A 23,507-nucleotide genomic window follows, 5' to 3' on the forward strand; every position below is an offset into this window, starting at 1 on the left:
GGGGCGTGTCGGGGGTCTCGTTGCTCACAGCGGCTCCATCCGGAGGTCCGTTTTCCGGCTGGCGATCCGGGCCTGTACGAGCAGCGCGGCGCAGGCGAGGGTCAGCAGGCAGAGGGCGGGCAGGGCCAGGGACAGCGGATCAATCCCGAGGCGCACCGGGTCCGTGGCCGGGGTCCCGGCGAGCGTGGCCAGGTCGATGCCCGGCCGCAGCAGGGGCACCGAGGCGAGCGCGGTCAGCACCCCGGCGATCGCGGTGATCAGGTACATCGGGAGGGATTCGATCAGCAGCAGCCCCCGGCCCTGGCGCCGGGAGAGCCCCATCGTGCGCAGCCGGGCGAGCAGTGTGATCCGGTCCGGGGCGGTCTGGAGCAGGGAGAGCAGCACGGCCAGCGCGCTGAATCCGGCGGCGGCCAGTACCGCGCCGAGGTAGAGGCGTTCGGCGCCGGACTGGAGCACGGAGTCGCTGTACGAGTCGCGTTCGTCGCTGCGCAGGCGCAGGGTGAGGCCCGCGTCCTCGGCCAGTTCGCGCAGCGCCGCCTCGTCGAGGGAATCCCCGCTCAGCAGCAGCGCGTTGGGGCTGACCAGCGCGGTGCCTGCGGTGTCGGGCCGGGCCTGTTCCACGGCGGCGCGGGAGAGCAGCAGGAACTCGGCGCCCCGGGTGGCGGGAGTGCTCTGCCGTACGAGGGCGGGGCGCACCGTCAGTTCGAGGCCCGGCACGGAGACGGAAGCGGTGTCCGACATCTTCTCGGCGAGCGGCGCGGACACCAGGGCCGGCAGCACCGGGTCCGTGCCCTCGGCGTTCTTGCCCGCACGCAGGTCCCGTTCGGAGAAGGGGCCGAAGCCGGTCCGGTCCGCGAGGCGGGCGTACGCGCGAGGGTCGGCGATGACCACCGTGACGCCGTCGCCGGCGGTCACCCCGGTCGTGCCGTCCGCCACGGTGCCGCCGTCGAACACCCGGAGGCCGCTGACGCCCGCCACCCCGTCCGTCCCCGCTGCCCGGGAGAGCACCGTGCCGGGCAGTGGGCCGGGCGACTCGATACGGGCGTCCGCGCCGACCGCCCGCAGCGCCGCCTCGTCGCGGCCGTCGGCGATGCCGGCCAGCACCGTGCCGCCGAAGGAGGCCACGGTCAGCGCCACCAGCAGGGTCAGCAGCGGCAGTCCGGCCACGGCGGCGGACGGCGCGCGGGCGGCACGGGCCATGCCCAGGAAGGCGACCGCGCCGCGCCACCGGGCGGCCGGCCGGGCCAGCAGCCGCAGCGGCAGCGGGTAGAGCCGGACGAGCACCAGCGCGACCGCGACGGCCAGCAGCACGGGCGCCGCGGCCAGCATCGGGTCCGGGCCGCCGGCCTCGGCACCGCCGCTTCCCCCGCCGCTTCCGCCCCCGGTCCCGCGCCGGCGCAGGGCCACGATGGCGCCCACGACCAGGACGAGCGCGGTCAGTTCGACGACTGTGCGCCGCCGGGAGCGCCGTCCGCGCAGCAGATCGGAGCGCTGGGCCGGAGCGTGCGGCCGACGGTGCGTGAGCACCGCCCGCACGGGCAGGGTCAAGACCCCGACCAGGGAGACCGCGAGGGCCGCCAGCAGCGCCTCCCGGACGCGGCTGCCCGGGGTGACCAGCAGCGCCGCCGCCGTGCCCGCCACCGCCGCCGGAATCCCGGTGGCGAGCGTCTCGGCCAGCAGGCGGGCGCCGAGCCCGCGCAGCGAACTGCCGCGCGAGCGCAGCAGGTCCAGCTCCGCCTCGCGCCGCTCGGCGGCCAGCACCCCCCACAGCAGCAGCACGGTGACCGCCGTCGTACCCAGTCCGAGCGCGGCCATCAGCAGCAGCGGTGCGACGGCCGCACGCTCCCGCTCGAAATGGGTGAACAGCTCCTCGAGCCGCTCGTCGACGGTGATGGGGCCGACGCCCGCCGCCTCCTCGAGCCGGGTGGCGGCCGGGCCCGCGGACAACGAGCCGAGCGCGTCCCGCAGTGCGCCCGCCTGGTGCGCCTGGAGCCGCTCGGTACGCAGCGGCTGGTGCCAGAACAGCTCGGCGCCGTCCTGGAGATCGAGCAGCGCGGCCGTGGCCTCCCGGTCGATGAACGCGCTGAAGTGCCAGAAGTGCTGCGGGTCGCTGCCTGGGCCGGGGGGCTGCACGGTCGTCAGGGTGGGCCGGTCGAGGCTCTTCCCGGCTCTCCAGTAGGCCGCCTCGGGCGAACGCGGGCTGATCAGCCCGGTCACCTTGACCGTCGTCCTCCCGGCGTGCCCGTCCAGGTGGAAGCTGTCGCCCGTCCGCAGCTTCATCCGCTTCGCGGTGGCCGGGGTGAGCACGGCCTCGACCCGCGGCTCACCCGGCGGGCCGGTCACCCGGGGGCCGGGCATCCGCCCCTCGGTCAGACGGCTGTGCCCGGCCAGGTCCTGCTGGGCGACGAGGGTGGTCTGCGGGGCGCGGGTGGGCGTGGGCCGGGGGAAGCCGGGGTCGAGGGCGTCGGCGGGCACGCGGTTGTGCACGCCGTACACGGCCTTGCCCTTGTCGGCGGGCAGCGGCGCCCGTACCGCCTCGCGGAAGGCGGCGGCGAACCTGTCGACGGCGGACGGCCGTACGAGCTGGCGCGGGTCGGCTCCCGCACCGGCTTGGGCGGTGTTGGCGGTGCCGGTGACCAGCCGGTCCTGGAGCGGCGCTCTGGCGAGGGACTCGTGCAGGGCGTCGTTCTGGTAGTCGTCGACGAGGCGGGGCAGCGCGGCGGCGGTGAAGGCGGTGACCAGCAGCAGCGCGGCGAAGACGAGCGCGGTGCCGGGGGCGGCGCGCAGCCGGGTCCACGCCCAGGCCGCGGCCGGCGGGGCGGTGCCCGCCCGCCGCCCGCCCCCGGGCTCGTCCCGTCGCGTCATCCGGCTCAGTCCTCCCGCTCCGTGCGCAGCGCGGCGACCGGGTCGGCGCCGCGCAGCGCGGTACCGGCGATCACCAGTGCCGGCACCACGAGGACCGCGCCCAGCAGCACCGCCAGCGAGCCCAGGGGCAGTCGTACGAGCAGGTCGGGCACCGGCTGCCGCGCCTCACCGGTCAGTACGATCAACGGGACGACGAGCCGGGTCAGCAGGACCCCCAGCGCCAGTCCGATCGCCAGCGACACCAGCACCAGCAGGCTCTGCTCGGTCGCCAGCACCTGGGCGAGCCGCCGCCGCGGCGCGCCCAGCGCCCGCAGCACCGCGAACTCCGCCGTCCGCTCCCGCACCGCCCCGGCCGCGCTCACCGCGAAGCCCATCGCGGCCAGTGCGGCGGCGGCCATCGCGATGCCGGTCAGCGCCGTGCGCGGGCCCGCGCTGAGCGGATCGGCGCGCAGTTCGGCGGCGAGTTCGTCGCGCACCACCACGCCCTCCAGCGAGGGCAGCGTGCGCAGCCGCTCGACGGCCTTGTCTGCCTGGCCCTCGCGGAGGTCCACCCACCAGCTCTCCGGCTCCAGTGGCGGGCCCGAGGCGGCGAGCAGCGCGCGGTCGACCGCGGCGAGGTCGAGCAGCAGCGCGCCGCCGTCCTTGCCGCCGCTGCGCGCCGTGGTGCCGGGCAGGGCCCGTACGGAGCCGGTGATGCGCACGGTCAGCTCGGTGCTGGAGACCTGCGCCTTGACGGAGTCGCCGACCTCGGCGCCGCTGGCGGAGAGGAACGCGTCGGTGGCGACGCCCGAGAGGGCGTCGGCCCCGTCCTCCCGCTCGTGCCCCGCGCCGCCCTGCGCGGTCCCGGAGCCGGGCGGCGGCCCGGGGACCAGCCGCAGGTCCACCGAGACCGCCTCGATGCCGTACGGCTCCGGCGACGGCGCGGAGCCCGTCGTGTAGCGGACGGTCAGCGGCCGGGCGCCGTCCCCGTCCGGCCCGGCGGAACGGATCTTCGGTGCGGCGAAGCGGCCGGTGCCGAGGATCTGCTGCCGGTCGTCGGTGCCGATGGCGGAACCCCAGTGGGTCCCGGCCGGGACGGTGACCTTCTCGACGGTGCCGCCGGGCCCGAAGACCTCCAGGCCGGCCAGCGTCAGGCGGCGCTCCTCATCCGCGACGGGTGCGGTGTGCGAGACGGACAGCCGGGTCAGCCGCAGCGGTCCGGCCGGGGAGCCGCCGGTGCCTCCGGCGGCTGTGGCCAGCCCGGCCTCGAGGCGGTGTACGCGGCCGTCGGCGGGCAGATCACCGATGAGGAACTCGTACGGCACGCCGAATCTGTCCTCGAAGGTGAGGGCGACGGAGTCCTGGGTGCTCCCCGCGCCGCCGTCCCCGGTGCCGCTGTCCGCCGCGCCGCTGTCCCCGGCCCCGCTGAGTCGCTCCAGCCGCAGGTCCAGCCCCAGTTCGCGGGTGCCGGAGGGCAGCACGATGCCCGCCGGGGACCGCTCCCGGGGGCCCGCCAGCGGGTGCAGCAGCTCGGGCAGGGGCTCGTCCGCGAGGTCCCCGCGCATCCGCAGCAGGCCGTCGGAGGCCGCACGGCTGTCGGTGGCGAGCACCTGCACGGTGCGTTCGCCGGACACGGTGAACTCGTCCCGGGCCAGCGGCGCCACCGCGCGCACCCCCTCGATGCCCTCGTACAGCCCGCCCTGCCCGAAGGCGGGCGCGCTGGAGCCGGTGACCTGCGCGTCGGCGCCGGTACGGAAGTCCGCCTGATCGCCCTGCGAACGGTCCCAGCTGGCGCCCTGCCCGACCGCGAACACCCCCATCGCCACCGCCAGTACGAGGAGCAGCGCCGGACCGGCGCCCCGCATCGGGCGGCGGCTGAGCTGCCAGCCCGCGAGCGCCCCGGCCAGGCCGCGGGAGCGGGCGGCGCGGTGCTCGCCCAGCCGGGCCGCGAGCGGCAGCAGCCGCAGGGCCAGTACCGTGCCCGCCAGCAGGGTCAGCGCGGGCGCCGTGACCAGCACCGGGTCGATGCCCAGGGCCTCCGAGCCGCTCCCGTCCGTGCCGGTGAGCACGCCGGTGCCCGCGGCGCGCCGCTCCAACTGCCAGTACGCGACGCCCGCGATCGCGAGCAGCGCCAGGTCGGCGCCGCCGCGCAACATCGCGGACGCCTTGCGCCTGCGCGAGGTCCGGGCCCCGCCGTCCTCGCCAGGCTGGTGCGACCGGCCGCGCAGCGCGGGCGCGATCACCGTCGCCGCGCAGGCCAGCGCCGTACCGGCGGCGACCCACCAGGCCTCCGCCGGCAGCCGCACCGAGGGGTCCACCCCGGAGCGGGCGAGGGCGCCGGAGCCCATCAGGGCCTCCACCACGGGCACCGCGAGCAGCGGCGCGAGCAGCGCCGCGGGCACCGCCAGCAGCAGCGCCTCGGCGGCTGACAGCGCCGCGACCCGGCCGCGCGAGCCGCCGCGCGCCCGCAGCAGCTCCGTCTCGGCGGTCCGTTCGGAGGCCAGCAGCTGGGCGACGAGCAGCAGGGCCAGGCCCGCCAGCACCGCCAGCTGGAGCGCCGCGATCAGCAGCGTGGAGCGGCCCACCAGCAGGGTCCGCTCCAGCCCGTCCAGCAGGGCGGGCAGCTCGCTGGAGGCGACGGCGCCGCCGACCTTCGCGGAGTCCCCGAAACGGGCCACCGACGTGCGTACGTGGTCGCGCAGTTCGCCGATGCGGGCGGCGGAGACGCGCGAGAAGTCGGCCTCCGCCTGCCAGTGGGCGGAGGCGGGCTCCAGCGCTCCGGTGAAGGCGTCCGCGTCGACGGCCAGCGGGCCGTAGGTGGTGAAGGCGAGGGTGCGGACGCCGTCGCCGTCCAGCGGGTCCAGCCGCCAGTACGGGTCGTCGGGGTTCTCGGCGGCGTAGACGCCGGTGATCTCGGCCCGCACCGGGGGCGGGCCGTTCAGCCTGCTCTTGACGTCGATGTGGTCGCCGGGCTCCAGACCCAGCCGCTGCGCCGCGCTCTGCGGGACCGCCACGGGCAGGACGGCCGGCGAGCCGGAGTCCTTGCCGCCCGCGTCGCCACGGGCGGTGGCGGGCCAGCTGCCCGCCGTCATGCGCACCCGGTCGCGGTCCAGCGAGGCGAAGAGCGTCAGGTCCGGGTCCGCGTCGCGGCCCGCGTCCTTCGGGCGCAGCGCGCGCGGCAGGGCGTAGGGACCCGAACGGGTGCTCGCCTCGATCGTCGTCGGCAGTCCGTCGAACGCGCGTAGAGTCGCCCGGCGGACCGACCGGTCGACGTCCGCGGCGTCCTCGGCCGTCACGTCCGCCTGGACGTCGAGTACGGTGCGCGGCGCCGACTGGTGTTCCAGGCTGCGACGCAGCCCGGTGTCCCCGAGGGTGGCGGCGAAGGCCGAGAGGACGGTCAGCACCGAGGTGGTCAGCAGCACCGTGAGCAGAGCGGCGGCGATCAGCAACCGGTGCGCGCGCACCCGCGAGAAGACGAACCGACCCAAGCCCCGCTGCCCCCTGTTCCCCCGCGCCCGCCGCCTGCGGCACCGGGGCGCCCCGTCGAGCACCACCCTCCGGGCGGACGGCTGTGGGTGACCGACAGGGCCTGTACGGCGGGGGCGGCGCTCAGTCCGCGGAGTTGACCATAGTCCTTGCGGCGTACACGAGGTAGCCCCAGAGCTGCCGTTCGTGCTCCGGGTCCAGCTCCAGGCTCTCCACGGCCTCCCGCATGTGCGACAGCCACGCGTCGTGCGCGGCCTCGTCGACCTTGAAGGGGGCATGCCGCATCCGCAGCCTCGGGTGGCCGCGCTGCTCGCTGTACGTGCGCGGCCCGCCCCAGTACTGGATGAAGAAGAGCGTCAGCCGCTCCTCGGCGGGGCCGAGGTCCTCCTCCGGGTACATGGGCCGCAGCAGCGGGTCCTGTGCCACCCCCTGGTAGAAGCGGCGGACGAGGCGCCGGAAGGTCTCCTCTCCGCCCACCTGTTCGTAGAAAGTCTCCGTCTGCAAGGTGCCGCGCGGAATCTCCATCACGCTCCCATGGTCGCAGATGCCGCGACGGACGGGTCGGGCTCCGGGGTCCCGTTGTCAGTGCGGACCGGTACGTTCGGATGACCATGTCTGTCACCGGAGAGAAACCACCCCTGATCGGCCGGGACCACCCGGCCGGAGTGCTGCGCGCGGAGGTCGGCCGTGCCGCGGAGAGCCACGGCGGCCTGGTGCTGGTCGCCGGGGAGGCCGGGATCGGCAAGACGACCCTGGTCGCGGGCGCGGTCGAGGATGCCCGGCGGCTGGGCGCGCTGGTGCTCAGCGGCTCCTGCTGGGACGCGGAGAGCGCACCGGGTTACTGGCCCTGGGTGCAGCTCGTGCGGGGCCTGCGGCGCGGCGCGACCCCGGGCGAGTGGGCCGCCGCCCAGGAGGCGGCGGGCACCGGGCTGTCCGTGCTGCTCGGCGAGACGCGCGGCGCCGCGGAAATCGAGAGCTTCCAGCTCTACGACGCGGTGACCACGGCCCTGGTGTCCGTCTCGCAGCACCGCCCGGTGGTGGCGGTCCTGGACGACCTGCACTGGGCGGACATCGCCTCGTTGCAGCTGCTGGAGTTCGCCGCCCGGCACACCTGGTTCGAGCGCCTGCTGCTGGTGGGCACCTACCGGGACGTCGAGGTGGAGCCGGAGGACCATCCGCTGCGCCCGCTGATCACCCCGCTCGTCGCGAAGGCGACGACGGTGACGCTGACCGGCCTCAGCGCCGAGGAGGTCGGCGCCCTGATGGAGCGCACCGCCGGGAAGCCGCCGGGTCCCGGGCTGGCGGCGCAGGTGCACCGCCGCACCGGCGGCAACCCGTTCTTCGTCGAGCAGACCGCCCGCCTCTGGCACAGCGGAGGCACGGTCAGCGCGGTGGCCCCGGGCGTACGGGACGCGTTGCGGCGGCGGCTGTCGCTGCTGCCCGCGCCGGTGGAACGGCTGCTGGCGAGCGCCGCCGTGCTCGGCCGCGAGTTCCACCGGCAGGTGCTGGCGGCGGCGGTGGCCGCCCCGGTGCCCCAGGTCGACCGGCTGCTGGAGCGGGCGGTGGCCACCCGGCTCGTGGTGCCGCAGGGCGCGGGCCGGTTCGCTTTCGCGCACGACCTGGTCCGGGAGGCGCTCTACGACGAACTGGGCGAGGAGGAGGCCCGCTCCCGGCACGCGGCGGTCGTCCGCGTGCTCGACGGCGACGCGGCGCTCGCGCGCCAGGTCGTGCCCGCCGACCTGGCGCACCACGCCCATCTGTCGGGCCCCGCGCTGGAGCCGTCCCGTGCGGTGGACCACCTGCTGGCCGCCGCGCAGGACGCCGGGGGCCGGATGGCGTTCGCGGAGGAGACCGGGCATCTGCGCCGCGCGCTGGAGCGGGCGCTGGAGGGCGAGCCGCGTAGAGCGGTCCTCATCGGCCTCGAGCTGGGCAGCAAACTGCGGCACATGGGCGAGCAGGCCGAGGCGTCGCAGGTGCTCACCGCCGCGGTGGCGCGCGCCCGCGCAGTGGACGACCAGGAGTTGCTGGCGCGGGCGGCCCTGACCCTGCACCGCCGCATTGACCAGGGGGAATCGGCCGAGTTCGCGCGGTTCACCGACGAGCTGCTCACCGAGGTGCACGGTCGGATGGTGCGCTCCGAGGCGGTCGCCCGCCCGGCCGGTGACCTCGACCGGCTCGCCCGCGAGCTGGCCGTCCGGGTGGCGGTGCTCGCCCGGCGCGGTCAGGACGACGACGCGCTCTCGTTCAGCCTGTGGATGCGTCACGATCTGCTGTGGGGCCCTGGTACGGCAGCCGAGCGGGAGGCCCTGATGCGCGAGATGGTCGCGGTCGCGCGGCGCACGGGGGACGGGGAGACCGAGCTGTTCGCGACGTCGATGTGCTGGGTGGCGCTGCTGGAGCAGGGGGACCCGCGCTATCTCGACGAGTTCCGCGCGTTCGTGGCGCTGGCCGAGCGCGGCGGCGGCCCCCGGGCCGTGATGAGCTCCTCGGTCGACCAGAGCGTGATCGCCTCGCTCGGTGGCCGCTTCGACGAGGTGGAGACGCTGCTGCTGCGAGCCCGTAGCGCCGGCGAGGGCAACGTCCACGAGGGCGAGCACGAGTACTTCGGCCACATGGTCCGCCATATGCGGTGGGCGCTGCTGCTGGCGCGGGAGCGGTTCGCGGAGCTGGCGGACCTGCACCGCGCGATCGAGGGCACGGACTACCCGTATCCCCGGCTGCTGGAGGGCATCACGGCCGCGCAGCGCGGTGACGCCGCCGAGGCGCTGCGGCATCTGGCCGCGCTGGAGGCCACGCTGGGCACCAGTCCGGGCAGCGGGTCGGGCCAAGGGGTCCTGTCCCGCAGCTACGCCGCGCTGTGGCTGCGCTTCCAGGCCGAGGTGGCGGTGGTCTCGCGGGACGCGGAGCTGTGCGAGCGGGCGGTCCGGGACCTGACGCCGTACGCCGACGAGTGGGGGGTGTCGCTCTACGGCTGCGAGGTCAGCGGGCCCATGGTCTTCTGGCTGGCCCGGCTGGCCGCCGCGCGGGAGCGGTGGGACGAGGCGGTGGACGGGTTCACCGCCGCGGAGGAGTCGGCCGTGCGGCTCCAGGCGCACTTCTGGGTGGCATGGTCGCGGCTGCGGCTCGCCGAGGTGCTGCGGGCGCGCGGCGGCCCGGGGGACGCCGGGCGTGCGGCCGGACTGCTGGAGCGGGTGGAGCGGGAGACGGCCGGGTCGGCGATGGAGCATCTCGCCGAGCGGGCGCGCCGGGCGCGGTCCGCGGCGCCGCCCCGGGCGGCGGCGGCTGCCCCGGCCGCCCCGGCCGCAGGTCCTGCCGCGCCCGGCGCACGTACGGCCGCCGCCGCGGAGCGGGAGTTCCGCCGGGAGGGCGCGGTGTGGACGCTCACCTTCGACGGCCGCACGGTCCATATGCCCGACGCCAAGGGCCTGCGTGACCTGCACACCCTGCTCGGCAGCCCCGGCACGGACATCGCGGCTGTCCGGCTCCTCGCCCCCGAGGGCGGCGACCTGACGGTGGCCGCCCGGCAGTTCGGCGGCGACGACGTGCTGGACGAGGAGGCCAAGGCACGCTACAAGCAGCGGCTCGCCCTGCTGGACGAGGAGATCGACCGCGCCGTGCAGCGGGGCGACGACGCGCGGGCCGCCGCGTTCGACCAGGAGCGGGCCGCCCTGCTGCGCGAGCTGCGCAGCGCCGCCGGGCTCGCGGGCCGCAGCCGCCGCCTGGGCGACGAGGCGGAGCGGGCCCGTAAGACGGTCACCGCGCGCATCCGCGACACCCTGCGCAAGCTCGACGAGCGGCACCCACCGCTGGCCGCGCACCTGCGCGCGGCCGTGTCCACCGGAGCGGCCTGCCGCTACGGGCCGGAGCACGGCGGCGGCAGCGGCGCGGCCTGGCGGCTGTGAGCCCCGCCGCCGGGTCCTGCCGCTGCCGCCGTCACCGCCGTTGTCACAGCCGTGTCGCCGCGCCGCCGGTCACTTGCGGTTGTAGAGCCGCATCGTGATCGGGCCGAAGACCGCGACGAGCGCAGCGGACCAGCCCAGCGACCACGCGATGTCCTCGGCGGGCCAGCTGCCCGCCATCAGGTCCCGTACGGCCGAGGAGACGTGGGTGATCGGGCTGTTGTTCACGAAGCCCTGCAACCAGCCCGGCATCGTGCCGGGGTCGACGAAGATGTTGCTGCCGAAGGTCAGCGGGAAGAGCACCATCATGCTGACGCCCATCACGGACTTCTCACTGCGCAGCAGCAGGCCGAACATCGTCCAGATCCAGGAGAAGGCGAACGAGAAGACCAGCAGCACCGCCACCCCGGCCAGCACGCCGCCGGCGCCCCCCTCGGGGCGGAAGCCCATGATCAGGCCGACGGTCAGCATCACCACCGACGCCCCCGTGTAGCGCACGATGTCGCCGAGCAGGTAGCCGACCATCGGCGCCGGCCGCCAGATCGGGAGCGTACGGAAGCGGTCGAAGACGCCCTTCTCGATATCGGTGTTGATCGCGACCCCGGTGTACATCGTGATCATGACGACGCTCATCACGAGGATGCCCGGCAGCAGGAACTGCAGGTAGTCCGAGGTCGACCCGGCGAGCGCGCCTCCGAAGAGGTACGTGTACATCAGGACCATCATGATCGGGAACAGCGTCACGTCGAAGAGCTGCTCCGGCACATGCTTGATCTTCAGCATCGCCCGCCAGCTGAAGGTGACGGACGCGCTCAGCGCGCTGGGACGCGGTGGTCGCTCCTTGGCCACCAGCAAGGCCGCGAGGTCCTCGGTGCGGACGGACGCCAGCTCCTCGGAACGGGAGTCGGACGCGGGGGCGGTGGTGGTCGCGGTGCTCATGCTGCGGTCTCCTTCGTGAGGGTGCCGGCGGCGAGGTCGGCGGGGGCGTCGGTGCTGCGGTCGGTGAGGGAGAGGAAGACCTCGTCCAGGCTGGGCTGCCCCAGCGAGAAGGTGTCCACGGTGATCCCGGCCGCGGCCAGTTCCGCGAGCGCGCGGGCGGCCTGCGCCGCCGTGTCGCGGGTGTCGCCGCCCTGGCTGATCCGTGCGGTCAGCGCCACCGGGTCGGGATCGGCCAGCACCGGCGCGTTCAGCGCCCGGGCGAGCAGCCGCTCGGCCTCCGGCCTCTCGTGCGCCTCCCGCAGCCGCAGGTGCACCGAGCCCGCGCCGACCGACGCCTTCAACTCGCCCTTGGTGCCCTCCGCGATCACCTTTCCCTTGTCGATGACCGCGATACGGGACGCCAGCTGGTCGGCCTCGTCCAGGTACTGCGTGGTGAGCAGCACGGTCGTCCCCTGCGCGACGACGGCCCGCACGATGTCCCAGACCTGGTTGCGGCTGCGCGGGTCGAGGCCCGTGGTGGGCTCGTCGAGGAAGAGCAGGTCAGGGGTGTTCAGGATGCTCGCGGCGATGTCGATGCGCCGCCGCATGCCGCCCGAGTAGTTCTTCACCTGCCGGTCGGCGGCGTCGGACAGTCCGAACGCCTCCAGCAGCTGTGCCGCCCGCATCCGCGCGGACGGGCTGCGGTGGCCCAGCAGCCGCCCCAGCAGCACCAGGTTCTCCGCCCCGGTGAGGTCCTCGTCCACCGAGGCGTACTGCCCGGTCAGGCTGACCCGGCCGCGTACGGTGTCCGCCTCGTGCCGGACGTCGTGGCCGAAGACGCGGGCCTCGCCGCCGTCCGGGCGCAGCAGGGTGGCCAGCATCTTGACGGTGGTGGTCTTGCCCGCGCCGTTCGGCCCCAGCACGCCGTAGACCGCCCCGGTGGGCACGACGAGGTCCACGCCGTCCACGGCGCGGGTGTCGCCGAAGACCTTGACCAGTCCGGAGGCCTCGATCGCGGGCGCGTCGCCGGCCCTTGCCGTCCTGTGTGCACTCATCTCGCTGTTCTCCTCGTTCCGTTGTTGCCGTTGTTGCCGTTGTTGTCGTTGTTGCCGTCGATGTCGCCGTCGTCGCGGCTGGCGGTCCCTAGGCCACGTACGGGCGGGCCGCGCGGGCGTCCCGCAGGGCACGGCCCCACCAGCTGAGCTGGTCGAGCATGGCCGCCACCGCTGGTTCCGAGCCGCTGAAGTCCATCGCTCCGGCCGCTCCCGCCGCTCCCGCCGTCCCCGCCGCTCCCGCCGTTTCGGCGGTCAGCAGGTCGAAGCTGACGGTGTCCCGCACGGTGACGGTGTGCAGCTCGACGAAGACCGAACGCAGCGCCTCCACCGCGTACAGCCCCCGGTCCCGGCAGCCGTAGGAGACGAAGCCGACGGGCTTGGCCTGCCACTCGTCGTAGGCGAAGTCGATCGCCTGCTTCAGCGAGGCGGGGAAGCTGCGGTTGTACTCCGGCGTGACCACGACGAACGCCTCCGCGCGGGCGACCTCGCCGGTGAACGCCGCCATCTGCGGCGTCGCACGCTCCGGGTAGTGCGCCGGGAAGGTGTAGTCGGCCAGATCGACGACCGTGGGCGCCAGGTCGTCCCGCCGCTCCGCGCAGCCGGCGAACCAGCGGCCCACCGCCGCACCGGCCCGGCCCTCGCGGGTGCTGCCGATGATGACGGCCACCCGCAGCCTCGCGTCCGTCCCCATGACTCCTCCCTCCCTCTCGTGCTCGTCTGCTCGTGTCCGGCCCCGCACCCCACAGGCGCGAGGAGGCACCGAGCGATCCGCTGGACGGCGTCTGGCGATCCGCGAGACGCCGCGCGAGCGGGCGGCCGTACCCGGTCACGGCGGCCGTACCCGGTATCGCGATCCGCGCCGCAGCGCAGCACAGTGGAGGCATGGGCAGCGCGGCAGGACTGGTACGGGCGATCGTGGCGGGCGGCGGGCTCGCGGACCCGGCGTGGCGCCGGGCCTTCGAGGAGGTGCACCGCGAACTGTTCGTGCCCAGCTACTACGGCCCGTCGCACGAGGCGGACGCCGGCGGACCCGAGCGCCGCTGGCGCGACGACCCGAACGAGCAGCGCCGCCGCCGCTGGCGGGAGGGCGTGTACGAGGACGTGCCGCTGGCCACCCGCATCCGCAACGGCGAACTGGTCTCCTCCAGCAGCCAGCCCTCCTTGATGGCCCGCATGCTGGAGGCGCTGGAGGTCGGGGACGGCATGCGCGTCCTGGAGATCGGTACCGGCCCCGGCTACAACGCGGGGCTGCTCTGCCACCGGCTCGGCGACAGCCGGGTCACCACCGTCGACCTCGACCCCGACCTCACGGAGGCCGCCCGCCGCCACCTGGCCGCCGCCGGCTACCACCCGGCCGTCGTCACCGGCGACGGCGCCCGCGGCTGCCCAGCCCGGGCGCCGTACGACCGGATCATCGCCACCTGCGCCCTGCCCGCCGTCCCGCTGCCGTGGCTCGCCCAGTGCACGCCGGGCGCGCGGATTCTGGCGCCGCTGGCGACCGGGTTGATCGCGCTGCGGGTGGCCGACGCCCGGCACGCCACGGGGCGCTTCCTCGCCACCCCGGCCTACTTCGTCCCGCTGCGCGGCAGCGGCGGCTCCGCACCCGCACCCCCCTGCCCCGGCGGAGTCCCCGCGCACGCCCTGCGCCAGGACTCGTTCCGCTTCCTGCTGGCCCTGACGGCCGGGCGCACCACACCGCGGGCGGCGTACGAGATCTGGCAGAGCGAGGACCGCCCGTCCCGCGAACGCTACGGCCTCACGGTGCGCGACGACGAGCAGTGGGCCTGGCTGGACACCCCGGACACGTACGGCTGGCCACTCGGCTGATGACAGACTGCGCGGGTCCGATCCTGCCCCTCCGGGGCGGGGCGCGGCGCAGAGGCGGAAGGACGGGGCAGAGCCGGTGGAGTTCGGGGAAGGGGTCGCGCGAGGGGTGCTGGCGGCGGTGGGGGAGGACGGCGAGCGGGCCGAGCTGCTGGCGCTGGGGGAGAACGCGGTCTTCGCCCTGGGCGACCTGGTCGTCCGCGTCGGCCGGGGGCCCGAGCTGGCCGACCGGGCCCGGCACGAGCTGCGCGTCGCGGCCTGGCTGGAGCAGTGCGGCGTGCCGGCGGTACGGGCCGCCCGCCCCGGCGTCGAACTGGCAGGCGGCCACCCGCTGACCTTCTGGCACCGGCTGCCCTCGGCTCCGCGCGAGGCCGGGCCCGCCGACCTGGCCGCGCTGCTGCGCCAGGTGCACGCGCTGCCGCACCCGCCCTTCACGCTGCCCCGGCGGGAGCTGCTGGCCGGCGTCGAGCGCTGGCTGCGGCTGGCCGGGGACGCGGTGCCGCCCGCGGACGCCGCCTACCTGCGCGCCCGCCGCGACGACTGCGCGGCGGCCGTGGCGGAGGTCACCCCGGTACTGCCGCCCGGCCCCGTCCACGGGGACGCGCTGCCGCGCAACGTGCACCTGAGCCCGGCGGGGCCCGTCCTGCTGGACCTGGAGACCTTCTCCGACGACCTGCGCGAGCACGACCTGGTGGTGATGGCCCTGAGCCGTGACCGCTACGGCCTGCCCGGTGCGGCGTATGCCGAGTTCGTACGGGCGTACGGCTGGGACGTACGGGAGTGGCCCGGCTGCGCCGTACTGCGCGGTGCCCGGGAGACGGCCAGCTGCGCCTGGGTCGCCCAGCACGCGCCGGGGAACCCGGCGGCCCGGCGGGAGTTCACCCGCCGGGTCGCCGCACTGCGCGAAGGGGACACGGCCGCGCGCTGGCACGCGTTCTGAGCCGCCCGGGAACGGCCGCGCCCCGGTGGCCGGCCGCGCCGCGCCGGTGCCCTGCCCCGCCGTCAGCCCTGGTGAAGCGTGATGGTGGTCCAGGCGCCCACGTGGACGCGGTCGCCCGGGTAGAGCGGGATCGGCACGAACGGCTGGATCGGGTCCTCGCTGCCGTTGATGGTGGTGCCGTTGGTGGAGTCCTGGTCGACCACCGCCCAGCTGCCGTCCGGCTGCTGGATCAGGACGGCGTGCTGGTGCGAGACCCCCGGGTCCTCCGGCGGACGGCCCAGGTCGATGTCGGGCGCCTCGCCGGTGGACTGGCGGCGGCGGCCGATCGTGATCTGGTGGCCGGTCAGCGGCAGCTGCTGCTCGGCGGAGTAGGCGGGCAGGTTCAGCGCCGCCGCCTCCGGGCCGCTGCGGCCCATCATCGCCATGAAGTACTCGCGGTCGGGCGCGATCACGGCCGTCCAGGGGCCGCCGGGCTGCCCGCCGTTCTGCTGCTGGGGCGGCCGGCCCTGCGGCGGGGGCTGGTGCTGCTGGTGCGGCGGGGGCTGCTGCTGGCCCGGGTCCTGGTGCGGATAGCCGTAGCCGTCGCCGTTGTGCTGCCCGTTCGGCATCCCCTGCCGGCCCTGGTCCGGGCGCACGGGTGTGCTGGGCGGGGACAGCATCCAGTCACCGCTGGGCGCGGAAGGCTGCGGGGCGGGCGGCGGGCCGCCGTGCGGGCCCGGTCCGGGCGGTCCCGGCGGGCCGGGAGGCCCGGGCTGCCCCGGGGCCAGCGACTCGGCGGGACGATTCAGCTGGGACGGCCGCGAGTGGTCGTAGCCCAGCCCCTGCTCCTGCGACGGGTCGCTGCTGCCGGGGAAGCCCTGCTGCGGCGGGGGCGGCGGCCCCGGCTGCGGTGGCCCCGGCTGGGGCGGCTGCCCGGGCTGCGGGAACCCGCCGCCGTACGGCTGCTGGTGCTGGGGCTGCTGCGCCTGGTGCGGCGGCTGCGGTGCCTGGTACTGGGGCTGCGGCGCCGGGGGCGGGCCCGGGGCGGGGTACGCCGTGGGGGAGTGCGTCAGGAAGTTGAACCTGCACTCCTCGCAGAACGGCGCCTGCGCCTCCCGCGGCGTACCGCACTGGGGGCACAGCTCCGCCTGGCCGCCCTGCGACCCGCCGGGGCCCGGGTAGCCGTAGCCCGGCCCGGGAGGGCCGGGCGGCCCAGGCGGGCCGGGGGGTCCGGGCGAGCCCGGGTAGCCGTAGCCCTGGGGCGCGCCGGGCCCGGGCGGTGGGGGTGGCGTGGGGACGGCGCCGGTGTGCGCGCCTGGCGCGCCGGGTGCCGCGGCCATGCGGTGGCCGCACACCTCGCACCAGTCGTCGGCCGCCGACTGGTGGCCGTTCGGGCAAGTCGGCATCTTCGTGCCTCCCCCTCCGTACCGCTATTTCTTCACACGGACCGTCTTCGTGGACCGCGTCTCCAAGGTCATCTCGTCGGCGTCGGCGACCTTCGCCTTCAGTCGAACAGTACCCGCCGCCGCGTCCACGACGTCGACCACCTTCGAAAGCAGTTTCGCGGTGTCCGCGTTCCCGGACGCGCTGGCGAGCTGCACGGCCCTCCCCAGTTTCGCCGTCGCCCCCTCCTCGTCGCCGGATTTGCGCAGGTCCAAACCCTGCTGGATGACCTGGGCCAGTTCCGCCTGTCCGGTGTAGTGCGCGACCTGCGGGTTGATCTGGGTGGTCACGGCGAGATCGTCCGTCCAGACGGCGCGGATGAGCCCCTGGGACAGCGTCTGCGGCGTGCCGCCGTCCGGAGCGGGCAGCACCAGCGAGACCCGCGCGGCGAGCATCTCGCGGCCCACCTCCGCCGGCGGCACCTGGACGCACACGTGGTAGTCGCGGGACTCGTCGCCCCAGGAGCCGGTCGGGTAGTCGCCCGCCCGGGGGCCGGCCTCGGTGCGGCGGCCGGTCAGGTCCTCCACCGTCGGCGCGACCTGCTTGACGAAGCGGATCTCCGCCCCCTGCGGTGTCCACAGCCGCAGCCCGACGTCGGCGACCTCCTTGCCCATCGCCGCCTCCATCATGGCGGTGAAGTCGGCGGACAGCTGGTCCGGATCGGCCACGATGTCGGCCGTGCCCAGCAGCGCGGAAGCGATCCCGGTGACCTCCTTGACCTCCCAGTCGGTGCCGACGCCCCGCGCGTCACACGTGAAGCGGCCCGCGCACGCGTCCAGGGCGGCGCGCAGCTGGGCGGGCTCCTCGTGCTCGTTGCGGCCGTCGGTGAGCAGGATGCCGTGCCGGATCGACACGTCGGCGGAGGCTAGCAGCCGGTCGGCGAGGCCGAGCCAGGTGCCGATCGCGGTGCCGCCGCCCGCGCTGAGCTTGCGCAGGGCCTCCTTGGCCGCGGCGCGGTGTGCCGCGTCCGCGGTCGCCAGTACGCCTCCGCCGGGGTAGACCTCCTTGGCCTGGTGGGTGCCCGCGACCACGGCGAAGGCGACGCCGTCGCGCAGCGTGTCGATCGCGGCGGCGGTGGCGTCGCGCGCGTTGCGCATCTTCGTCGGCGGGTAGTCCATCGAGCCGGAGCAGTCGACCATGACCACCACAGCGGCGTCCGGTCCGTCCGACAGCTGCGTGCGGCCGGGATCGGCCACCGGCAGCGGCATGCCGCCGGTCGTACCGCCGCCGGTCGAGGTGACCGTGACGATCGCGTTGACCTCTTGCGCGCCTTCCGGCAGATACGCGTTCTGGTACACGTCGGCCGAGAACCGCGGCACGTTCGACTTGGAGAAAATCGCCATCTGTTCCGCTCCTGTTCTACAAGGGCCAGTGGATAGAAGGGCGGGCAGAAGTGCGCCGTGGCATGCTTCCCCCCGTACCTGCGGCGGAATCCGCGCCTGCGGATTCCGCGCCCCTGCCCTTCCCACCGGATCGCTCCGTCCAAGCCCCAGTCCCCCCGGGGCAGCGGGCTCCGCGCCGTACCGGCATCGGTAGCGGCACGGGGTCGCCCGCGCTCACGCCGATCCTGCCCCCTCCGGAGGCATCGGGAACGGCACGATCGCCACTGTTACGTTGTCGTGCCCGCCCGCGTCGAGCGCGTAGCCCACGAGGTGCCGCGCGGAGTGCAGCGGCCTGCGATGCGCGTCCGCCGGTACCGCCGAGGCCATCTCCTCGGCGGATTCCGCGTAGTTCCACAGGCCGTCGGTGCACACGATCACCACGCCCGGGCGGTCCGGCTTGAACGAGGCGGTGTGCGGGTCGAGTTCGTAGGCGTCCGCGCCGAGCCAGCCGGTGATGGCGTGGGCGCGCGAGTCCGCGTACGCCTCGGCCTCGTTCATCAGGCCGGCCGCCACCATCTGGGCGGCCCACGAGTCGTCCTCGGTCAGCCGGGCGGACTGCGCGCTGCGGTCGTCGGGCACCCAGTAGGCGCGGCTGTCACCGACCCAGCCGACGGTGAGCAGGCCGCCCACGACGACCGCGCTGACGATGGTGCAGGCCGGGGCGTTGCGCTGGGCCTCCTTCTCCTCCTCGGTGGCCAGCGCGCTGACGGCGTCGGCCGCCGCGAACAGCGCGTCGTGCATGGCCTGCTGGGTGTGCACGCCGCGCGGTACGGAGGTGCGCATCGCCGCGCACGCCGCCTGGGCGGCGGCCGTGGACGCCTGGTCGGAACGGCTGGCGGAGGAGACGCCGTCGCAGACGACGGCGATGGTCGCGCTGGAGCCGTCGGCGAGCAGGGGCTCGTCGATCGCGAAGAAGTCCTCGTTGCGGTGGTGCCGCAGACCGCGGTCGCTGGCGGCGGCCACGCGGCCCAGCTCGTGCTCCATGTGGTCGCGCGCGTGCGGCTGTTTGTGTCCGCAGTGCTCGCAGTAGCCGTCGTCGTCGATCGTGCCGGTGCCGCAGGCGACGCAGCGCGGGCCGAGCGGCTCCGGCACGCCGGGTGGGGGAGGGCCGGACGGCGCCGCGAGCCGGTCCGCCGTACGCGGGTCCGGGGCGGCCGGCTGCGGCAGCGGCGGGGACGCCTCGGTGCCGGGTCCGGGGTGCTCCTCGGCGAGCGGCGCGTGCTGCCCGGGGAGGGGCGGGGCGGGCGGCGGGGCGGGCGCGGCGGCGGGCGGCCCCGCGGGCGGCAGGGCGAAGTCGGCCTCGCCCGGCCCTGGCTGGGGCGCGGACGGCGGCGCGCTGCCACCCGCGGGCGGCGGCAGGGTGCCGTTGACCACGAGGGTCGGCCGGTCGGGGTCCGGTTCCGCCTGCCGCGCGGCGGCCTGGAGGTCGGTGCCGCAGGCACCGCAGAAGAGGTCGCCCTCCTCCAGTGGCTCGGCGCAGCTGGGGCAGTCGGACAGTTGGTCGAGCTGCGGCATCGTCACACCCACGTCCTGGGGCGGAATCGGTTGGCCCGTTCCACCAGTTCGATCCTCTCCGAGCTGGACTGCGCCAGCCGCGCGAGCCGCCGGTACGAACGCTCCAGCCCGAGCCGCAGCCCCGGCTGGTCCAGCGGGCAGCCGAGCAGCGGCCCCCTGTGGCCGGAGTCGTGGCCGGAGCCGTTACCTGACCCGTGACCCGCCCCGTGGCCGTTCGTCCCGCCGCCCGCGCCCGTACTTCCGGCCGCTCCCGCGATGACCCAGTCCAGCGCGCTGCCGAGCACCTCGGTGGTCAGCTCCTCGCGGCGCAGCGCGTCGAGGCCCACCTCCTGGAGCCGCTCCACCTGGTGCCCCGCCGCGTGCAGGTCGTCCAGCAGCGGTTCCTGGGGGGCGCGTTGGCGCAGCCGGGCGCGTACGGCGGCGACGCGCGCCGCGGTGAAGTGGATCGACGCCTCCGGAACCGACTCCAGCACCGCCACCGCACCCCGCCGGTCACCGGTCGCCAGCCGGACGCGGGCGAGCCCGAAGGCGGCGCTCACGTACGACGGGTCGGTGGACCACACGAGCCGGTAGTACTCCGCCGCGTTGTCCAGCTGGCCCAGCACCTCCGCGCAGATGCCCAGCGCGAGCTTGGGCGCGGGCTCGCCCGGGAAGGCGTCGTAGACGGCGTCGAAGGAGAGCGCCGCCGTCTCGCGGTCCCCGGTCACCAGCGAGGACAGGCCGCGGTACCAGACGACCCGCCAGTCGTCCGCGTGCCGGTTCTCCAGCTCCAGCAGCGCCGCGACGGCGGCCTCCCGGTCCTGCGGGGTGTCCAGTTCCAGCCGCGCGCGCAGCTCGCGCAGTCTGCGCTCGACGGAGTCGGCGGGCGCCGACCGCAGCGCGCTGATCAGCTCCGCGGGCGCGGAGGTCATCAGCCCGGCGAGGAAACCCGCGTTGGGGTCGCTCGGGTCGACGCGCGGCACCGGCAGCGCGAGCGCGGTGGCGCGCGGCTGGAGCGGTACGAGCGCCGGGCCCGCCTGCGGGCCGGGCACAGGGGCCTGCGCGGGCGCGGGCCGGTCCGGCAGCCGCACGTGGGCGGGCGTGCTGCCGAACGAGCCGTACTGGCCCGCCGCCTGGCTGAGCTGGGCCAGCGTGGTGGCGGGCGGGGGACCGGTGGGCGGGAGGGGCGGGCTGGGCGGCGCGGGCGGCCCGGCCTGGCCGGGGATGGCCGCGCCCGCGGCGGGTGAGCCGGGCGCGGCGGCGGCCGGCTGCGGGCCGCCGGCCGGGAGTGCGGCCGGCGCGGGCTCGGCCGCGGGCAGCGCCGTTCGCGCGCCGCCGGGCCCGCGTCCGCGCCCCAGCCGCCCGGCGGTGCGCCGCCGGGCGCCCAGCACGGAGGTGTCGCCGTCCGCGCGGGCGAGCAACTCGGTGTCGACCACGCGCAGTTCGGCACCGAGCAGGGTGGACATCGCCGGGCGCGGGCGCCCGCTCTGCAGGGCCACGACCTCCCGCAGCACCCCCGTCAGCTGCTCGGCCATCTCGGCGGCCGAGGCGAACCGGCGCTGCGGGTCGGGGTCGGTCGCGCGGACCAGGAAGCGGTAGAAGGACTCGAACCGCTGGAAGACCTCGATGTTCTCCGGTTCCGGCAGGCTGTCCACGAAGACGTTCGTGTAGCCCTGGAAGTCGAAGGTGAGCACGGCCAGCGTGCGCGCGACCGTGTACAGGTCGGACGCCACCGAGGGGCCCGTCTCGGCGACCTCCGGCGCCTGGTAGCCGACCGTGCCGTAGATCGCGCTGTCCTCGTCGTCCATCCGCCGCACGGCGCCCATGTCGATCAGCTTGAGCTGGTCGTCCTGCTGGATGGCGTTGTCGACCTTGAAGTCGCAGTAGATGAGGTTGCGGCTGTGCAGATGCCCCAGCGCCTCCAGCGCCTCGATCCCGTACGCGCACGCCTGCTCGACCGGCAGCGGATCGCGCCGGCCGTCCTCGGCGCGGCGGGCGTTGGCCAGCTCCTTGAGGGACTTGCCGCCCACGTACTCCATCACGATGTAGCCGTCGAGGCTGCCGGTACGGCGGTCCAGGTGCTCGACGAAGTTGTAGATGCGCACGATGTTGGAGTGCTCGATCTCGGCGAGGAAGCGGCGCTCGGAGATCGCGGCGGCCATCGCGTCCTGGTCGCCCGTGTCCAGCAGGCCCTTGAGGACCACCCAGCGGTCCGCCACCGCCCGGTCCACCGCGAGGTAGATCCAGCCGAGCCCGCCGTGCGCCAGACAGCCCGCGATCTCGTACTGGCCGTGCACGACGTCGCCCGTCCGCAGCTTGGGCACGAAGGAGTAGGGGTGGCCGCACTTGGTGCAGAAGCCCTCCGTACGGCCCGCCCGGCTGCCCCGGGAGCGGCCCACCGCCGCGCCGCAGTCGCCGCTGCTGCAGAAGCGCTTGCGCTCCGGCACCTCCGGGTTCTCCAGCACCACCGTGGTCGGGTCGGGCTTCGGCACGGCCGGGACCGAGACCAGCCCCATGCCCAGCCGGCCCCGGCTCGCGGAACCTGTCCCGGCGCTGGAGCTGCGTACCGAGACGTGCCGCGCGGAGGTGGAGCCGGAGAGCGACAGCGAACGGGACAGCCGCCCCGACACCGAGCGCCGCGAGGACTGCGAGCGGGCGGAGGCGCGCGAGGACGCGCGGGAGGAGGAGCGCGCGGACCCCGAGGTGCGCCCGGAGGAGGCGCTGCCGCGGGCGGCCCCGGTCATGCCGGTCAGGGCGGAGCCGATCATGCCGCTGGGCGAGACGACGGGGGCCAGACCGCAGGTGTCGCAGTACAACTCCCCGCCGCCCATGTCCTCGTAGCTCCCCGCGCAACCGGGCCGCTGGCACTTCCTCTTCGACGCGTCCGGCGTCTCACTCATGAATCCCCCTACGGTCGGCGCGGGCGCCGTCGTCCTGCCGCGGTACCAGGACCTCCCTGGCCGCCCGCTGGTAGCGCAGCACCGCGTCCTCCGCCGCGCGCAGATCGCACGGGGCGCTCCACAGCATGCGGCGGGCCGCGTCGTAGCGCTCGATCAGCATCCGGTCCTCGGCCATGCCGTGGTGGGCGACCTTCGCCCGGTAGGCGTCCAGCCGGCCGCGCAGCTCGGCCCGTACGGCCAGCGGCGCGGTCACGGCCGAGAGCGAGGCGCGGGCCCGGTCCAGCTCGTCCTCGGCGCGCTGCTCCAGAGACTCCAGCAGCGGCGAGAGCCGGTGCCACTGGGAGTGGCGGCGGTAGTCGGCGGCGCGGGAGAGCAGCTCGTGCAGCGCGGTGGGCGGGCCGCTGACCGCGGGCACCTCGGAGGCCGCGATCTTGGCGAGGACCTCGACGCGGGCCGTACGCGCCTCGGCCAGCGTGCGGTCGGCCCGCGAGAGCATGTCGCGCAGGCTCACCAGCCGCTGCTCGGCGTCCTGCCGGACGGTCAGCACCGCGTCGATCTCCCGGCGGACGTCCTCCAGCGCGCGGGCGGCCTGGTCGTACCGCGAGGTGTCAGGGCGACCGCCGCCGGGGGCCGAACTGCCCCCGTCCGAGGCCCAGAAGGCCAGCGGGTCGCACAGCACCTCGGCGCGCAGCGCGGTGAGCTGCTCGGTGATCTGGTCCAGCTCGTCGCCCGAGGGGTGCTCGCCCGGGCGCACGCCGACCGAGTGCGCCAGCGAGCGCACCCGCTGGAGTTCGGCGGCCAGCAGGTCTATCCGGGCCGGCAGCGCGGACCACACGGAGTCGGCCGCCGCCACGATGTCCAGCGCCTGGGCGTACCAGCCGTTCATCCGCTGCACGAGGTCGCTCAGGGTCAGCTCCTCGGTGAGCCGGGCGGTGCTCGCGCCCGCCCCCGACGCCGCGCCGGGGACGCTCGATCCGGCCACCGTGAGGGTCCCGCGCAGCAGTTCGGTCAGCTCGGCGAGGTCGTCCCGGCTCGGCCAGCGGCGCCGCGCGCGCAGCTCGCGCGCGGTCTCCCGCGTCCGGGTGTAGGTGTCGAAGGCCGTCCACAGGCGGGTGATCACCTGCTCGGCGTCGGCCCAGCGCCGCTCGGTGCGGCCGGTCAGCCGCGCGCCCTCCAGCAGCCGCCGCCCCGCGTGGTCCTGGAGCGAGAGCAGCGAGGTCTCGACCGCCTCGTGTTCGGCGTCCAGCCGCGCCAGCGCGCGGTCCACCTCCTCCCGGCTCATCACCGGCCCGGTGGGTCCCGAGGGGCCCATCGATCACCTCGCTGATTCTCTCGTGCGCTGC

15 protein-coding genes are annotated in these 23,507 nt (G+C 75.7%); 4 read left to right on the forward strand and 11 right to left on the reverse strand.

Annotation, left to right across the window (positions count from 1 at the left end; translation table 11 throughout):
• Nucleotides 1-24: 24 nt before the first annotated feature.
• The 3 genes from H299_RS31635 to H299_RS0101730 all read right to left on the reverse strand — a co-directional run bounded on the left by H299_RS31635 (nucleotide 25) and on the right by H299_RS0101730 (nucleotide 6,855).
• A complete protein-coding gene (locus tag H299_RS31635) occupies nucleotides 25-2,865 on the reverse strand; it encodes an FtsX-like permease family protein (RefSeq protein WP_037757247.1) in 2,841 nt (946 codons plus the stop codon).
• A 5-nt stretch (nucleotides 2,866-2,870) separates the two neighbouring features.
• Nucleotides 2,871-6,332, reverse strand: a complete 3,462-nt coding sequence (locus H299_RS0101725) for an ABC transporter permease (RefSeq protein ID WP_027746995.1) — start codon at nucleotides 6,330-6,332, stop codon at nucleotides 2,871-2,873.
• Nucleotides 6,333-6,453: 121 nt separating this feature from the next.
• Entirely contained in the window at nucleotides 6,454-6,855 is a 402-nt protein-coding gene (locus tag H299_RS0101730; protein WP_199782383.1) for a globin, read from the reverse strand.
• 86 nt (nucleotides 6,856-6,941) lie between these two features.
• Here H299_RS0101730 and H299_RS31640 point away from each other — a divergent pair, with 86 nt between their 5' ends.
• A complete protein-coding gene (locus H299_RS31640; protein ID WP_078512421.1) occupies nucleotides 6,942-10,232 on the forward strand; it encodes an AAA family ATPase in 3,291 nt (1,096 codons plus the stop codon).
• Nucleotides 10,233-10,301: 69 nt separating this feature from the next.
• Here H299_RS31640 and H299_RS0101740 read toward each other — a convergent pair whose 3' ends face one another.
• From H299_RS0101740 to H299_RS0101750, 3 genes are all read right to left on the reverse strand, one after another.
• Nucleotides 10,302-11,168: an ABC transporter permease gene (locus H299_RS0101740; RefSeq protein ID WP_027746997.1), complete on the reverse strand. Its 867-nt coding sequence runs from the start codon at nucleotides 11,166-11,168 to the stop codon at nucleotides 10,302-10,304.
• Nucleotides 11,165-12,202, reverse strand: a complete 1,038-nt coding sequence (locus tag H299_RS0101745; protein ID WP_051262021.1) for an ATP-binding cassette domain-containing protein — start codon at nucleotides 12,200-12,202, stop codon at nucleotides 11,165-11,167. The genes H299_RS0101740 and H299_RS0101745 overlap by 4 nt, the downstream gene beginning before the upstream one ends.
• Before the next feature lie 88 nt (nucleotides 12,203-12,290).
• Nucleotides 12,291-12,893 carry an NAD(P)H-dependent oxidoreductase gene (locus H299_RS0101750; protein ID WP_027746999.1) on the reverse strand — a complete coding sequence of 201 codons (603 nt, stop codon included), beginning with the start codon at nucleotides 12,891-12,893 and terminating at the stop codon, nucleotides 12,291-12,293.
• Between the two features lie 191 nt (nucleotides 12,894-13,084).
• Between H299_RS0101750 and H299_RS0101755 the strand changes: the two genes are divergently transcribed.
• Both H299_RS0101755 and H299_RS0101760 read left to right on the forward strand, forming a co-directional pair.
• Nucleotides 13,085-14,029 (forward strand): methyltransferase domain-containing protein, encoded by a 945-nt coding sequence (locus H299_RS0101755; protein WP_037757250.1) that lies wholly within the window; start codon nucleotides 13,085-13,087, stop codon nucleotides 14,027-14,029.
• 76 nt (nucleotides 14,030-14,105) lie between these two features.
• Entirely contained in the window at nucleotides 14,106-14,966 is an 861-nt protein-coding gene (locus H299_RS0101760) for an aminoglycoside phosphotransferase family protein (protein WP_027747001.1), read from the forward strand.
• A gap of 62 nt (nucleotides 14,967-15,028) precedes the next feature.
• Here H299_RS0101760 and H299_RS0101765 read toward each other — a convergent pair whose 3' ends face one another.
• From H299_RS0101765 to H299_RS0101780, 4 genes are all read right to left on the reverse strand, one after another.
• The gene (locus H299_RS0101765; protein WP_027747002.1) at nucleotides 15,029-16,351 is read right to left on the reverse strand and encodes an FHA domain-containing protein; all 1,323 of its coding nucleotides are present in this window, start codon (nucleotides 16,349-16,351) and stop codon (nucleotides 15,029-15,031) included.
• 24 nt (nucleotides 16,352-16,375) lie between these two features.
• A complete protein-coding gene (locus tag H299_RS0101770) occupies nucleotides 16,376-17,731 on the reverse strand; it encodes a VWA domain-containing protein (RefSeq protein WP_027747003.1) in 1,356 nt (451 codons plus the stop codon).
• A gap of 213 nt (nucleotides 17,732-17,944) precedes the next feature.
• Nucleotides 17,945-19,285 carry a PP2C family protein-serine/threonine phosphatase gene (locus H299_RS0101775; protein ID WP_027747004.1) on the reverse strand — a complete coding sequence of 447 codons (1,341 nt, stop codon included), beginning with the start codon at nucleotides 19,283-19,285 and terminating at the stop codon, nucleotides 17,945-17,947.
• Nucleotides 19,286-19,287: 2 nt separating this feature from the next.
• Nucleotides 19,288-21,756, reverse strand: coding sequence for a serine/threonine-protein kinase (locus tag H299_RS0101780; RefSeq protein WP_486587113.1), 2,469 nt, complete (start codon nucleotides 21,754-21,756; stop codon nucleotides 19,288-19,290).
• A gap of 22 nt (nucleotides 21,757-21,778) precedes the next feature.
• Between H299_RS0101780 and H299_RS40120 the strand changes: the two genes are divergently transcribed.
• Nucleotides 21,779-22,105 carry a hypothetical protein gene (locus H299_RS40120; RefSeq protein WP_486587114.1) on the forward strand — a complete coding sequence of 109 codons (327 nt, stop codon included), beginning with the start codon at nucleotides 21,779-21,781 and terminating at the stop codon, nucleotides 22,103-22,105.
• 51 nt (nucleotides 22,106-22,156) lie between these two features.
• On the opposite strand, the gene H299_RS0101790 is transcribed toward H299_RS40120, so the two are convergent.
• On the reverse strand, nucleotides 22,157-23,476 hold the full coding sequence (locus tag H299_RS0101790) for a hypothetical protein (protein WP_027747007.1): 1,320 nt from the start codon (nucleotides 23,474-23,476) through the stop codon (nucleotides 22,157-22,159).
• Nucleotides 23,477-23,507 lie beyond the last annotated feature (31 nt).

The organism is Streptomyces sp. CNH287, assembly GCF_000424825.1.

What these genes read in the sequence shown, in the direction of transcription:
- H299_RS31635 (WP_037757247.1), bottom strand. Translation starts at nt 2,865, where the DNA reads ATGACGCGACGGGACGAGCCCGGGGGCGGGCGGCGGGCGGGCACCGCC.
- H299_RS0101730 (WP_199782383.1), bottom strand. Translation starts at nt 6,855, where the DNA reads ATGGAGATTCCGCGCGGCACCTTGCAGACGGAGACTTTCTACGAACAG.
- H299_RS31640 (WP_078512421.1), top strand. Translation starts at nt 6,942, where the DNA reads ATGTCTGTCACCGGAGAGAAACCACCCCTGATCGGCCGGGACCACCCG.
- H299_RS0101740 (WP_027746997.1), bottom strand. Translation starts at nt 11,168, where the DNA reads ATGAGCACCGCGACCACCACCGCCCCCGCGTCCGACTCCCGTTCCGAG.
- H299_RS0101745 (WP_051262021.1), bottom strand. Translation starts at nt 12,202, where the DNA reads ATGAGTGCACACAGGACGGCAAGGGCCGGCGACGCGCCCGCGATCGAG.
- H299_RS0101750 (WP_027746999.1), bottom strand. Translation starts at nt 12,893, where the DNA reads ATGGGGACGGACGCGAGGCTGCGGGTGGCCGTCATCATCGGCAGCACC.
- H299_RS0101755 (WP_037757250.1), top strand. Translation starts at nt 13,085, where the DNA reads ATGGGCAGCGCGGCAGGACTGGTACGGGCGATCGTGGCGGGCGGCGGG.
- H299_RS0101765 (WP_027747002.1), bottom strand. Translation starts at nt 16,351, where the DNA reads ATGCCGACTTGCCCGAACGGCCACCAGTCGGCGGCCGACGACTGGTGC.
- H299_RS0101770 (WP_027747003.1), bottom strand. Translation starts at nt 17,731, where the DNA reads ATGGCGATTTTCTCCAAGTCGAACGTGCCGCGGTTCTCGGCCGACGTG.
- H299_RS0101775 (WP_027747004.1), bottom strand. Translation starts at nt 19,285, where the DNA reads ATGCCGCAGCTCGACCAACTGTCCGACTGCCCCAGCTGCGCCGAGCCA.
- H299_RS40120 (WP_486587114.1), top strand. Translation starts at nt 21,779, where the DNA reads ATGCCCAGCCGGCCCCGGCTCGCGGAACCTGTCCCGGCGCTGGAGCTG.
- H299_RS0101790 (WP_027747007.1), bottom strand. Translation starts at nt 23,476, where the DNA reads ATGGGCCCCTCGGGACCCACCGGGCCGGTGATGAGCCGGGAGGAGGTG.